This window comes from Nocardioides sp. AN3 (assembly GCF_054653495.1).
Genome location: NZ_BAAIGC010000043.1, coordinates 1 through 12,790 on the forward strand (window position 1 = coordinate 1; position 12,790 = coordinate 12,790).

The following is a 12,790-nucleotide window of genomic DNA, read 5'->3' on the forward strand; positions in this document are numbered from 1 at the left end:
TACCTTACATAAGCATTGTTATCGGCGCCAAAACAACGGGGTTGACTCCCGCCGAGCAGCACGGCTGTTGTTGGTTTCCTGGGTTGGCTGGTACACATTCCGGACTGCCGTGGGGGTCGTTCGGCTGGGCGTCGTCGCGGAGTCTTCTCGACGAGATCCAGCGACTACTGCGTCACGAACTCCGTGATGTAGAGATCCATAACCTCACCGTGGTAGAGCTCCTCGATCTCGTCGGTGAGCTCCTCCTTCAGTTTCGTCCGCTGCTTGAGGTCAGAGAGCTCTGCGACGGTTCGGCCTGAGAACATCTCGATCGTGGCGTCGAGGGCTCTGCTGCCGTCCGCTTCCTCGGCCTCAGCTGTGAGCTGCAGGGCGATTGCGATCCGCAGATAACTTCCGGCGGCGAGGTTCAGCTGGATCGGCTCGAGGGTGACAACCTCGCCCGCGACTGGCTTAGGGTCCGCTTCGGGCTTCGGCTTGAGGACGAGAAAGTACGCTGCGGCAGCGACGGCGAGAAGGGCGACGATCGCGAAGATCTTCTTCTTGCCCTTCCTCGGCTCGTCGTCGGCCTTCGCAGACTTGGTCATGGTGGTGCTTCCTGGTCAGAGGGTCCCGGCGAATCATCGCTGTTGATCACACAGATCGGCCCGGACACACTGTTCTTGAGGACTTCGAAAGACAGCCTCGTCGAATCGAGTACATCCGGGTCGACGTCGTCGACCGCGGACAGCCATCACCAACGCTGGCTACCAGGTCGGCTGAACCTGCGCCCAGCCCGCCGCCGCTCCCGAGCCCTGTACTGGTCAGCGGCGACCAGGGGTCCTTCGTCGACAAGGACCTCCGTCTGCCCCCGCAAATATGTCGAGTTCCCGGCGAAGAAGGACGCCCGGCTCTGACACAGTCACCCGGCGGCGACGCCCGCGCGGCAGCGCTGGCATCAAGGAAGGCACTGGGGCTACCGGCGCAGATGACCGCCGTCGGCACGTTGTGGGAGAGATCGGCCCGTGCCGGATGAGGGCGGGAACCTCGGCGGGGTCAGTGGGCCATTATCGATTCTGGAGCCAGATCGAGGTCAGCACGTGCTCCCGCGAGGCCGCTCGGTCGTGAATGCTCCGCTCGTGTTGTAGCCCGAGCTCGACGAGCTCCGCTTCGTCGCCCGCCTGAAGAGTGACGTCGCACTCCGGGCAGGTCAGTTCCAAGACTCGCACCGCGACCTCCTACTAGGGATCATAGTAGGAGCGGCAGTACGCGGATCTGCGCCAGCTTGAGGGACCCCACAGGAGGTGCCGTGCCTCCGACTAGGTAGCCGGCGCCGGTTTCTCTAAGAAGCGCCAGGTCTGCCCACTTCGCCCATCTACTATGAGAGTTAGTAGACTGTTGCTCACGGCGCGTGGACGATCAGGCTTTCGCCGGCAAGAGGCCGAAACTATGGGCGCCTGATGCCGGCGCAATGGGGCGACCATGTCCGCGAAAGCTACGGACTCCCCGCAGACCGGCGAGATCGGACGGCACCATCGGTGAATCGCGACCGGATGCGTTCCTGTGCTGGCTTGACTGAGGAGGACCCATGACCCTTGAGGCACTGCAAGTCCTGGTGTCTGACACGCCGTCCGGTCTACTGCCCGCGCGTAACCAGATGGCGCTGTCGCTGGGCTGGCACATCATCTTGGCTTGCTTCGGCGTGGCTTTCCCGTCGATGATCTTCATCGTCCACTGGCGCGGTGTCTTCCGCGGTGACGCGGTGGCGCTCGAACTGGCCAAGCGGTGGTCGAAGGTCTCGGCGGTGCTGTTCGCAATCGGCGCGGTCTCCGGGACCGTGCTCAGCTTCGAGATGGGTCTGCTGTGGCCGGGCCTGATGGGCAAGTACGGCGACGTGCTCGGTCTGCCGTTCGCGTTCGAGGGGCTGGCGTTCTTCGTCGAGGCGATCTTCCTCGGCATCTACCTCTACGGCTGGGGCCGGATGCCTCCGCGGATCCACCTGCTGATGCTGGTCCCGATGGCCTGCGCGGGCGTGATCGGCACGTTCTGCGTCATCGCGGTCAACGCCTGGATGAACAACCCAACCGGCTTCCGGCTAACCGCGGCCGGCGAGGTGGTCGACGTCGACCCGTGGAAGGCGATGTTCAACGACGGCGTGTGGCTGATGTTCGCCCACATGTGGGTCGGCGCCTTCGTGGTCGTCGGCTTCACCGTCGCCGGGGTGTACGCCGCGGGCATGCTGCGCGGCCGCCGCGACCGCCACCACCGGCTCGGGTTCGTGGTGCCTTTCGTCTTCGCCACCGTCGCCGCGCTGGCCCAGCCGCTGGTCGGCCACGTGCTCGGCCTGCGGGTCGCGGAGAGCCAGCCGGCCAAGCTCGCCGCGTTCGAACTGGCCGAGACCACCGAGCAACCGGCGCCGCTGCGCCTGGGCGGGATCATGATCGACGGCGAGGTCCGCTACAGCATCGACATCCCCAAGATCGGCTCGTTGATCGCACGCAACAGCTTCGACAGGCCGGTGCCCGGCCTGGACGAGGTGCCGGAGGACGAGCGGCCGCCGGTCAACATCACCCACTGGGCGTTCCAGTCCATGGTCGGCATCGGCTCGCTGCTCGCCCTGTCCGTGCTGCTGTTCTGGTTCGTGCGATGGCGCGGCCGCGACCTCCTGGAAAGTCGCTGGTTCCTGCGATACGCCGTGGCCGCCGGCCCGCTAGCGATGATCGCCCTCGAGGCTGGCTGGATCGCCACCGAGGTCGGCCGTCAGCCGTGGGTGGTCTGGCAGGTGCTGCGCACCGAGGACGCGGTGACCGAGAACCCGTGGATCTGGTGGAGCTTGGCCGGGACCGCGGTGGTGTATCTCGGCATGACGGTCGGCGCCTACGTCGTACTCCGGTCCATGGCGCGACGCTGGCGCGCCGGCGAGCTCGATCTACCCAGTCCCTATGGCCCCGAGTCCGCCGAGGGCGTGCAGGAGCCGTCCCGGTGACGCTGGAGATTGCGGTGGCCGCCGCGCTGTTCGCCGGTGTCGTCGTCTACTCGGTCTTCGGTGGCGCGGACTTCGGCTCCGGCTTCTTCGACGCCACCGCCGGCGGCGCCCGCCGCGGTGCGGAGGTTCGCACGCTGATCGACCACAGCATCGGACCGGTGTGGGAGGCCAACCACGTCTGGCTGATCTACGTGCTGGTCACCTGGTGGACGGCGTTCCCCGGAACGTTCGCGGCGGCCATGTCGACGCTCTGGTTGCCGTTGATGCTGGCCCTGCTGGGCATCGTGCTGCGCGGGGCGTCCTTCGCGTTCCGAAAGTACTCCGCCACCCTCGGCCAAGCTCGGCTCTTCGGCATCGTGTTCGCCGGTTCCTCACTGATCACCCCGTTCTTCCTGGGCTGCGTAGCCGGCGCAATCGCCTCCGGCCGAGTGCCTGCCGACGGCGGCGGCGACCTGGTCTCGTCGTGGGTGAACCCGACCTCGCTGTTCGGCGGCCTGATTGCGGGCGGCAGCTGTGCGTACCTGGCCGGTTCGTTTCTCGTCGCCGACGCCGCCCGATCCGGGCACCGCGGGCTAGCCGAGATGCTGCGCGTGCGCACGCTGGGTGTGGGCGCGCTCACCGGCGCGTTGGTGTTCGCCGCGCTGGTGCCGATCAAAGAGGACGCACCCACGCTCTTCGACGGCCTCACAGGTCGGGCGCTGCCACTCATGGTGCTGTCGGCGCTCGCCGGAGCCAGCGCACTCGTGCTGATCTGGACGCGGCGGTACTCCGTCGCCCGGTTCGCCGTGGCGGCCGCGGTCGCCACTGTGACCCTGGGCTGGGGGGCCGGGCAGTACCCGTGGTTGCTGGTCGACGAGGTCACCATCGTCGACGCCGCCGGTGCCGACGCGACGTTGCAGGCGCTGCTGGTCGCCGTCGGCCTGGCGGTGGCGATCGTGCTGCCGGCACTGTCCTACCTGCTCTTCCTCACCCAGTCCGAGCGGTGGTTGCGACACTGAAGAGAACCTCAGCAGCCGCCAGGACGGGCGGCCACGTGGTGCCGTCACCAGTCCATCTCATCGATGTCGGTCCGGACGAGAGGAGGTCGTTCAGGGTCTCGATCTCGGTCCGTGTTGGACGGTTTCGCGCTTCTCCGCGATGCCAACTGCACGATCTTCGTCTATGGCATCGGGGTGGCCGCCGCCCGGCATCTTCATCATGTTCCATCTCCGTGTCCTTTCGTGAGCAACTCCGGATGAGTTCTCCATGTGTATCGGCCTTTTCGGGGTCGCAAAACCCGATCGCGCCTATGAGGAGTACCGCGACCGTCCGTCACCCGGGGTGCCTACGCGCGTGGAGGTCCGCTTTCGGCCCACCGCTGCTCACGGAGCACAACTGGTGGCGGAGATGCTGAATGGAGCCGCCGACGACATCAGTCCGATCGGGCTGCGGGCCCGCCACCGCGGCCATCGTGCGCCAGCGCGGTTGGGAACAGCTCCGCTGCCGAGCGCGACTCACATGTCCGAGCAGTTGTCCTATCCGGGATAGTAGTGAGGATTTCAGAATCCGCTGACCGGCGTGCTTGCATCACTCGTCATGCCCGGACTCCTGACCGGGGGAACCAGCGCATCGACCATGACAGCGACAGTAAGGAATCAGCGCGTGGCGACTCATAGCCACAAGCGGGAAACCGCACGACGCAAGCCCTCGGCAGCACTCATCGCGGCACCCCTCGCGGTTCTCGCAACCGGCGCAGCGGTGACGATCGGCGTTGTTGGATCCGATCCCCCGTCCGACCTCCTCGCCGTCGACCAGTCGGCCGCGGGCAGCGTCCTCGACCGCCGCCCGGTCGTTTCGCGTGGCGGTATCAGGCGCGGCGACGCCGGCCGGCCAGCGGGGTCTCCCGCGCGTGAGCTGAAGGCCGCTGCTGCGCGTCAGCTGAGCCCGGTCGATGAGGTCCTGCTGCCAAATGCAGTGGCAGCGGCCATCCGGAATGCCGACACCCATCGGTGGACGACCACCGAGCTCAACATCTGGACCCGCCCGGACAAGCAGGCCGAGCAGCTCGGCGTCCTCGATGCCGGTAAGAAGGTGCCAGTCACCGGCCGCGCGATGCTCGGCCGACAGGAGATCGTGCTGGACGGCGAGGCCCGGTGGGTCACTTCGGGCTATCTCAGCGAGGAGAAACCTGACCCTGGGCCTAGCCTCGGCGGTCAGTGCACGAACGGGACATCTGTCCCCTCCGGTGTCAGCTCGAACATCCGGGCGATCCACCAGGCCGTCTGCGCGAACTTTCCCGAGATCGCGACCTACGGCACGTTGCGCGGCGACGGTGAGCATGCGCAGGGGATCGCTATGGACATCATGGCTGCCGGCGACCGCGCCTGGCAGGTCGCGGAGTTTCTCCGGGAGTATTACTCCGAGTTCGGGGTCAGCTACGTGATTCACGCCCGGCGGATCTGGTCGGTGGAGCGCTCTTCAGAGGGTTGGCGCGCGATGGAGGATCGCGGATCGGTGACCGCGAATCACTATGACCACGTCCATGTGACGACCTACTGATTTCAGAGCAACCGCGCTCAGCGGGTCGTGATCGAGGACGGGGTATGAGGAGAACCAGAGATCGCTCCAAGGGTTGTCCAGCCCGTCCATCTGTGGCTACGCGTGAGGGGCAGGGCGCTGCGGTGGCACAGCGCGACGTGTGTCTACTATTGCGTCTAGTAGATAATGGTGACGGAACTCGGTGGGGTGGTGGTGACGACGGACTCGGCGGACCGGGGCGCCCGGCCATTGCCCTCGTGGGGATGGGGTCGGTGGGCTTGGCGTGAGCTGACCTCGATGCGTACCGCCGTGGTTCTGCTCGCACTCCTCGCATTGGCGGCGATCCCGGGATCTGTGCTGCCGCAACGCAACGTGGCCACGGATCCGGCGGCGGTGCCGCAGTTCATGGCCGAGCACCCGAGGCTCTCGCCATGGCTGGACCGGCTGGGGCTGTTCGAGGTCTACGCCTCCCCCTGGTTCGCCGCCACGTACGGTCTGTTGCTGGTCTCGATGACCGGCTGCGTCCTCCCCCGCTGCGCGCGGCTGTGGCGGGAGGCGCGGGCCGAGCCACCGAAGGCCCCACCGCGGCTGGACCGGTTCGAACACCACCGCGAAACCTCGCTCGACGCCCCGGCAGACGTCGTGGTCGCACAGGCCGCGGCAACCCTGCGCGGCCGCGGCTATCGCGTCGTCGTCGACAGCGAGCCCGACGTGCCCCACACGACAGGTGAGACGGGTGAGACAGTGCCCGGCCAGGCGCAAGCACGGGCGGAGGTTCGCGCGGAGAAGGGCTATGCCCGGGAGATAGGAAACCTGGCCTTCCACCTCTCGCTGCTGGTCCTGCTGGTCGGCGTGGCCGGCGGGAAGCTGTTCGGCTTCGAGGGCCGGGTCGCGCTCGCCGAGGGCGACACCTTCACCAACGTGGCCTCCTCCTACGACGCATTCACACCGGCGTCGTTGGCCGACGTCGACGGGCTGACCCCATTCTCGATGACCTTGGAGGAGCTCGAGACGGCCTTCGCGCCGACTGGGCCACGAACAGGCGAACCCCGGAAGTTCGACGCACAGGTCACCTACCGCACCGAGGGCGGTTCCGAAGCCTCCACCAGTATCGCGCCGAACCAGCCGCTGGACGTCAATGGCACCAAGCTGTTCCTCAGCGGGCACGGGTACGCCCCCAGGGTGACGGTCCGTGACGGCAAGGGCGAGACCGTCTTCTCCGGGCCGGTCATCTTCCTTCCCTCCGACGGTGCACTGACCAGCGACGGCGTCATCAAGGTGCCGAACGCGAAACCGACCCAGCTGGGTTTCGAAGGTCTGTTCCTGCCCACCGGCACGCCGATGGGCGGCGATGTCTCGCAGTTCCCCGGACTGCTCGCACCCCGTCTGGATCTGGTGGCCTACTCCGGCGACCTGAGCATGGACACGGGAGTGCCGCAGTCGGTGTACAGCCTCGACAAGACCAGCCTGACCGAGATCGAGAGTCAGAGCCTGCGGATCGGCGAGACCATGCGGTTGCCCGACGGTGCCGGGTCGGTCACCTTCGACGGCGTCGCCCGGTTCGGCAACTTCCAGGTCGCCTACGACCCGGGCAAGGAGATTGCCCTGGCCGCAGCTGTCCTCCTGCTGATCGGTCTCACCGTCTCCCTCACCGTCCGCCGTCGACGGGTCTGGGTCCGCGTCACCCAATACCCCGACCGGGAGGGCGTCCAGGTGGAGACCGCCACGCGGTCCCTCACTCGCAGATCCGCACCGAGCGAGGACACAGACAAGCTCATGCAGACCCTGAATCGCCTCGCCCCCGACCTCGCCCCCGACCTTGATCCCGACCTCGATCCCGAGGCCGTGAGGAGTCTCTCGTGAACCTCGCCGCGCTCTCCGACAACCTAGTGGCCCTCGCCATCGGCATCTATGCGGTGGCCTTCACGGTGTACGCCGCCGATCTGGCCAAGGCCCGCACTGGCGCCCGGTTCGGCGCCCGAACTCGCTCCACCACGCCTGCCGCGGTGACCGGGTCGGCGAATCCCGTCGACTCCCCCGTCACCGTAGGCCCAGATGGACCGCCCGAGGACGTGACGACCCCAGACGTGAACTCGTTGCTCGACCGCAGCGACCTCAGCCGGACCGCGCTGATAGCGGGGCGACTTTTCACCATCGCCTGCAGCGTGAACATCGCGGCCGTCGTAGCACGAGGTGTCGCCGCGGGGCGGGCGCCGTGGGGAAACATGTACGAATTCTCCATGGTCGGCGCCGCTGCCATCGCCACCGCCTTCGTCATCGGATCGCGGCGCCACCGGATTGAAGGTCTCGGGATCGGAGTTGCCGGACTGGTCCTAGTGTGCCTCGGGCTCGCCGTCACCGTTCTCTACACGCCGGTTGATGCGCTGATCCCCGTCCTCAACTCCTACTGGATGGTCATCCATGTGGCTGCGGCCATCGTCGCCGGCGGCGTGTTCACCATCGCCGCCCTCGCCTCGGGAGCGTTCCTGATCCAGCGGCGCCGCGAACGCGCCAACGACTCCACACCCGGCATTGACGCAACCAGCCGCGGGGCTGGTGCTGGGTTGAGGTCGGAGACGCTGGAGCGAGTCTCCTACGGGCTGATCGTATTCGCCTTCCCGATCTGGACCTTCGCCGTCATCGCGGGCGCGGTATGGGCCGAGGCCGCCTGGGGCCGCTACTGGGGCTGGGACCCCAAAGAGACGTGGGCGTTCATCACCTGGGTGTTCTACGCCGCCTACCTCCACGCCCAGTCCACGGCCGGATGGCGCGGAACCCGCGCAGCATGGTTCAGCCTCCTCGGCTACGCGGCGTTCCTGTTCAACTTCGTCGGGGTCAACATGTGGATCTCCGGCCTGCACTCCTACGCCGGAGTGTGACCCGGTCGTGACCGGACCGCCGTTGTCAGCGGCACCTCGTGATCAGATGCGCCATGGTGACAGAGGGCAGCCATGAGCTGGTGGGAGATCATCGCCATGTTCGTCGGCATCCCCATCGCCGTCTGCGTGGGTGTCGGGACACTGGTGTTCTGGTTGACCGAGAACCGGGTGCCCGACGGACTCGCCGCTGCCCGCGAGCAGGACTCATCATCCGCGACAGCGGCAGCCCAGAACGAACCCGGGAATCAGCCGGAAGCCACGCCCCAAGATCGGTCTGCAGATCCGCCCGCCGAGGATGGCCCCATCGTCGATCCCGAGGGCGATGGAGAGTGCGGCGGGATGCACGGCGACACGCACTGAGACACCAGTCGACCCGCGGCCCTCGCCCGCAGCCAACAACTGATGCGCGCAGCTACCAGGTCACCTCGTCGCAGTTGGCGGTGCGCTTCTCCTCGACCTGCAAGGTGGCGTGCTCGATGAGGTAGTCATTCCGCAGGATCGTCTGTGCGGCCACCAATGCGGGTTGCCCTTGAGCGTTGTCGTGGAGGACCAGATGGGCGGTGGCCACGTTCATCCCCGAGGTGAGGGTCCAGGCGTGCAGGTCGTGCACGTCCTTCACTCCGGGCAACGAGGCCAAGGAGTCCGCGACCGCGTCGATGTCCAGGCCAGCGGGCGCGTGCTGCCCGAGCACCGCGAGGACCTGGCGGCCGAGCATGACCGCGCGCACCGCCACGAAGGCGCCGATCGCGAACGCGACAGCGGTGTCCCAGTACCCCTCGCCGGTGGCGGCGACGAGACCGGCTGCGGCAAGAACCCCGATGCTGCCGGCGGTGTCGGCGACGACCTCCAGGTAGGCGCCCTTGACGTTGAGCGAGTCCTTCGCTCCGGCGCGCAGCAGGACCAGTGCGGCCAGGTTCACCAGGAGGCCGAGAAGGCCGACGATTAGCATGGCGCCGGTGTCGACCTCGGGGTTGGTGCCCATACGACCAATCGCCTCGATGACGACGTAGGTGGCGACGCCGAGCATCAGCAGAACGGCGAGCCCGGAGGCGAAGACCTCCGCTCGGTAGGAGCCGTATGTGCGGCGGCCGGTGTCGTCGGGGCGGGTGGCGATCTTGGTCGCCACGAGCGCGGCCCCCAGGGCGACGACGTCGGCGGCCATATGGCCAGCGTCGGAGATCAGGGCGAGGGAGCCGCTGATGATGCCCGCGACAAGCTCGACGACGAAGAACATTGCGATGAGTCCGAAGGAGACCGCTAGCCGCCACCGGTACCGCGCGCCCGCGTGTCCCGTGAGCTGGCCCCCATCCTGAGGTCCATGCCCATGCCCGTGACCGACACCCATCCCGATGTCCCCTCCTAGTCGACCGCTGTCTACGATGGAGCATAGTAGTTATCCGTGAACGGCTGGAGAATCCCCTTGACCGTCAAGCCCGTGCACCCGAGCCTTGCCCTGCTAAGTGGCTTGCTGGTTTCGATGGTCGCATCGGTCCTCGTCTTCACCATGCCCGCCCCACCCGCAGCGGCCCACACCGACCTGGTCGGCTCCGACCCCGCCGCCGACTCCACGCTTCGCGAGGCCCCGGATCAGGTGACGCTGCGGTTCAACGAGCCGATGGAGCCACAGCTCTCGAAAGTCGCCCTCACCACGCCCGACCAGGACGCGGCGGAGCTGCCCGTGACGGCGGGCTCGGAACCGACCACCCTGGTGGCCGACATCCCCGGCGAGGGCATGGCCGGTGGCGCCTGGAAGGTCGCCTACCGGGTCACGTCCGCCGACGGGCACCCCGTCCAAGGGACGCTGTCGTTCACCGTGCGCCCTCCCGCGAACGCGGCCACCGAGGACCCCGAAGACACAGAGGGCAACGCATCAAGCGACGACCCCGCCGATGCCCGAGGGTCGGACGAGAACGCGTCCTCTGAGCCAGCCGATGGTGCGGCATCAGGGGGTGGCGAGCAGACCAGCGACGCGCGAGCGGACGATGGCGCGGGATCGTGGCGACTTGTGGCGCCCGTGCTCCTTGGCGGCTTTCTGCTCCTGCTCGCCGCACTGCTCTTGGTGACCCGGTTCACCCGGGTGGCACCCGTCGAGTCGATCGACGGCACGCCTGCCGAGACCACCACCGGAGGGGCTGACGCAGAAGCCGGCCACGGGGTGGCCGACACGGGGACGGACGCCGAAACAGTCGAGGCCAACTCCGAGACAGACGTATCAGAGCCCGATCAGCCAGACCCCGACGATGCCCAGCCCAACCGCGCCTGGTGACCACGCGATCACCGGCTCCCCGGTGATCGGCAGCGGGACTAGGCGCGCCGCCGGCCTGCTGCTGCTCACGGCTCTCGCGCCGGGTGTCGCGCTGGGGCTGCTGTTCCTCTCCGACGGCCTGGCGGCCACCAGCCTGCCGGGGCTGCCGGACTCGGGGTCCGTCACACGGTGGGGCCTGCCGGTGGTGCAGGCGGTACGGGATGCCAGCGCGACGGTCGCGGTCGGGGTCGTGGTGCTCGCGGCCACCTGCCTGCCCACCGCCCCCGGACCCAGCGCCGGGTCCGGCGGTGGGTCGCGCCGCGTGTCGTCGACGCAGCGGCTGCTGCTCAAGGTCGGTGCCGTGACCGCGATGGCATGGGCATGGAGCACCCTGGCGATGCTCATCTTCGTCTACGCCGACGCCTCCGGTGAGCCCGTAGGCGGCGAGGGGTTCTGGTCCCAGGCGTGGTACTTCGCCACCAGCTTCGAGCCTGGCCGCTACCTGCTCACCGGCGCCGCTCTGGCGGCGCTGCTCGCCACCGCCTGCCTGATGATTCGACGTCCCGAAGGGATGGGGTTCGCGGCGCTGGTGGCGTTGGCCGGAGTGTGGCCTATGGCACTCGGCGGACATGCGACCGGGTCACTGGATCACAACCGCCTGGTGGAGTTGCAGCTGTTCCACCTGCTCGGCGTGACCGTGTGGACCGGCGGCCTGGTCGGCCTACTGGTGGTGCGCCGACACCTGGGCGAGAACCTCGGACCTGTCGTACGCCGCTACTCCCGGCTCGCGGGCTGGTGCCTGCTGCTGGTCGCGCTCTCCGGAATCTCCGGTGCCGCCCTGCGCCTACCCGGCGCATCGGCACTGACCACCAGTTACGGGGCCATGCTCGCCGTCAAGGTCGCGGTATTGAGCGCGGTCGCCGCTCTCGGCTGGTGGCAGCGGACCCGCATCGTCAGGCGCATCGAGTCCGGCGCCTCGAGTGCGTTCGCCCGGCTTGCGTTCTACGAGGTCGTCCTGCTGCTGACCGGCGCCGGTGCCGGGGTCGCGCTGAGCCGCACCAACCCACCGACCCCCGAGACCGACCCGTCCCTCAGCAACGCACAGGCCCTCCTCGGCACCGACCTGCCCCCCGAGCTCGGCATCGGTGAGTGGTTCACCCAATGGAAGCCCGACCTGATCTGGCTCACGGTCGCCCTGGCCATGACCGCCTGGTACCTGAGTGCGGTGCTCCGGCTCCGGGCACGGGGTGACGGATGGCCACTGCTGCGCACTATCGCTTGGCTGCTCGGCTGGCTGCTCGTCGTGTGGGCCACCAGCGGCTCCCCGGGGGTCTACGGACGGGTGCTGTTCAGCATGCACATGGTCCAGCACATGACCATCGCGACCGCCGCACCCACGTTCCTGGTCCTCGGCGCACCGATCACACTCGCGCTACGGGCACTGCCCCGCCGTACCGACGGCTCCCTGGGCCCCAGAGAGTGGCTCCAGGAGGCACTTCGATCGTTCCTGGCCCACCTCCTGACCCTCCCGGTGGTCACGGCCGGGATGTTTGTAGTGAGCCTGGCCGTCTTCTACTACAGCGGCCTGTTCGAACTGTCGCTGGAGTCTCACACCATGCACGTGGCCATGGTGGCCCACTTCCTCCTTACCGGCTTCCTACTGGCGAACTGCCTGGTCGGCATCGACCCGGGAATCCACCGACCTATGTTCCCGCTCCGTGTGGTGCTGCTAATGGTGACGTTCGGCTTTCATGCACTCTTCTCGGTCTCGCTCATGTCCTCGGACCAAGTGCTCGCGCCGGACTGGTTCTCAGCTCTCCAGCGGCCCTGGGGAGCCTCCCTACTCGACGATCAGCAGTTCGGCGCATCACTGGGATGGGCGTTGGGTGACTACCCGCTCGCGATCCTCGCCGGAGCCCTCATCGTCCGATGGGTCGCCTCCGACCGGCGCGAGCGACGTCGGTTCGACCGCTCCGAGGCCCGCACCGGAGGGCAGGTGATGGCCGACTACAACGCCTACCTCAGCCGCCTTGGGAAGCTCGACGGATCGCTCGAACCGAGTCGGGACCCTGCCCCTCCCCCGGCGCCGGAGTCCACGGGCGAACGCCAGGAGTAGCCCCACCACCGCGACCGCGGGAATGGTCGCCGACCGCACCGACTGGGAACGCACCGCTGGCGTCACCCGGT

General features: G+C 67.8%; 11 protein-coding genes. 8 read left to right on the plus strand and 3 right to left on the minus strand.

Going from position 1 to position 12,790, the window contains the following annotated elements:
- Positions 1-164: 164 nt before the first annotated feature.
- Positions 165-584, minus strand: a complete 420-nt coding sequence (locus ACYQ1K_RS25845) for a flagellar basal body-associated FliL family protein (protein WP_459986438.1) — start codon at positions 582-584, stop codon at positions 165-167.
- 459 nt (positions 585-1,043) lie between these two features.
- The gene (locus ACYQ1K_RS25850; RefSeq protein WP_459986439.1) at positions 1,044-1,205 is read right to left on the minus strand and encodes a hypothetical protein; all 162 of its coding nucleotides are present in this window, start codon (positions 1,203-1,205) and stop codon (positions 1,044-1,046) included.
- Positions 1,206-1,564: 359 nt separating this feature from the next.
- On the opposite strand from ACYQ1K_RS25850, the gene ACYQ1K_RS25855 reads away from it, so the two are divergent.
- The 6 genes from ACYQ1K_RS25855 to ACYQ1K_RS25880 all read left to right on the plus strand — a co-directional run bounded on the left by ACYQ1K_RS25855 (position 1,565) and on the right by ACYQ1K_RS25880 (position 8,718).
- The gene (locus ACYQ1K_RS25855; RefSeq protein WP_459986440.1) at positions 1,565-2,962 is read left to right on the plus strand and encodes a cytochrome ubiquinol oxidase subunit I; all 1,398 of its coding nucleotides are present in this window, start codon (positions 1,565-1,567) and stop codon (positions 2,960-2,962) included.
- Entirely contained in the window at positions 2,959-3,960 is a 1,002-nt protein-coding gene (locus ACYQ1K_RS25860; RefSeq protein ID WP_459986442.1) for a cytochrome d ubiquinol oxidase subunit II, read from the plus strand. Before ACYQ1K_RS25855 ends, ACYQ1K_RS25860 begins: the two co-directional genes overlap by 4 nt.
- Before the next feature lie 643 nt (positions 3,961-4,603).
- Positions 4,604-5,500, plus strand: a complete 897-nt coding sequence (locus ACYQ1K_RS25865) for an SH3 domain-containing protein (RefSeq protein ID WP_459986443.1) — start codon at positions 4,604-4,606, stop codon at positions 5,498-5,500.
- 276 nt (positions 5,501-5,776) lie between these two features.
- A complete protein-coding gene (resB, locus tag ACYQ1K_RS25870) occupies positions 5,777-7,342 on the plus strand; it encodes a cytochrome c biogenesis protein ResB (RefSeq protein WP_245927118.1) in 1,566 nt (521 codons plus the stop codon).
- Complete coding sequence (gene ccsB / locus ACYQ1K_RS25875; protein ID WP_109691801.1) at positions 7,339-8,358, plus strand: c-type cytochrome biogenesis protein CcsB; 1,020 nt, start codon at positions 7,339-7,341, stop codon at positions 8,356-8,358. Before resB ends, ccsB begins: the two co-directional genes overlap by 4 nt.
- 72 nt (positions 8,359-8,430) lie before the next feature.
- Positions 8,431-8,718, plus strand: coding sequence for a hypothetical protein (locus ACYQ1K_RS25880; protein WP_109691802.1), 288 nt, complete (start codon positions 8,431-8,433; stop codon positions 8,716-8,718).
- Between the two features lie 52 nt (positions 8,719-8,770).
- Here the strand turns inward: ACYQ1K_RS25880 and ACYQ1K_RS25885 are convergent, their stop codons facing one another.
- On the minus strand, positions 8,771-9,703 hold the full coding sequence (locus tag ACYQ1K_RS25885) for a cation diffusion facilitator family transporter (protein ID WP_109691803.1): 933 nt from the start codon (positions 9,701-9,703) through the stop codon (positions 8,771-8,773).
- A 75-nt stretch (positions 9,704-9,778) separates the two neighbouring features.
- Here ACYQ1K_RS25885 and ACYQ1K_RS25890 point away from each other — a divergent pair, with 75 nt between their 5' ends.
- Positions 9,779-10,624: a copper resistance CopC family protein gene (locus ACYQ1K_RS25890; protein WP_459986446.1), complete on the plus strand. Its 846-nt coding sequence runs from the start codon at positions 9,779-9,781 to the stop codon at positions 10,622-10,624.
- A complete protein-coding gene (locus tag ACYQ1K_RS25895) occupies positions 10,599-12,719 on the plus strand; it encodes a bifunctional copper resistance protein CopD/cytochrome c oxidase assembly protein (protein ID WP_109691805.1) in 2,121 nt (706 codons plus the stop codon). Before ACYQ1K_RS25890 ends, ACYQ1K_RS25895 begins: the two co-directional genes overlap by 26 nt.
- The last annotated feature ends 71 nt before the right edge of the window (positions 12,720-12,790 follow it).

Bases quoted from the DNA above. Each gene is read 5' to 3' on its own strand.
- ACYQ1K_RS25895 (WP_109691805.1), top strand. From the start codon at position 10,599: ATGCCCAGCCCAACCGCGCCTGGTGACCACGCGATCACCGGCTCCCCG.
- ACYQ1K_RS25855 (WP_459986440.1), top strand. From the start codon at position 1,565: ATGACCCTTGAGGCACTGCAAGTCCTGGTGTCTGACACGCCGTCCGGT.
- ACYQ1K_RS25880 (WP_109691802.1), top strand. From the start codon at position 8,431: ATGAGCTGGTGGGAGATCATCGCCATGTTCGTCGGCATCCCCATCGCC.
- ACYQ1K_RS25845 (WP_459986438.1), bottom strand. From the start codon at position 584: ATGACCAAGTCTGCGAAGGCCGACGACGAGCCGAGGAAGGGCAAGAAG.
- resB (WP_245927118.1), top strand. From the start codon at position 5,777: ATGCGTACCGCCGTGGTTCTGCTCGCACTCCTCGCATTGGCGGCGATC.
- ACYQ1K_RS25885 (WP_109691803.1), bottom strand. From the start codon at position 9,703: ATGGGTGTCGGTCACGGGCATGGGCATGGACCTCAGGATGGGGGCCAG.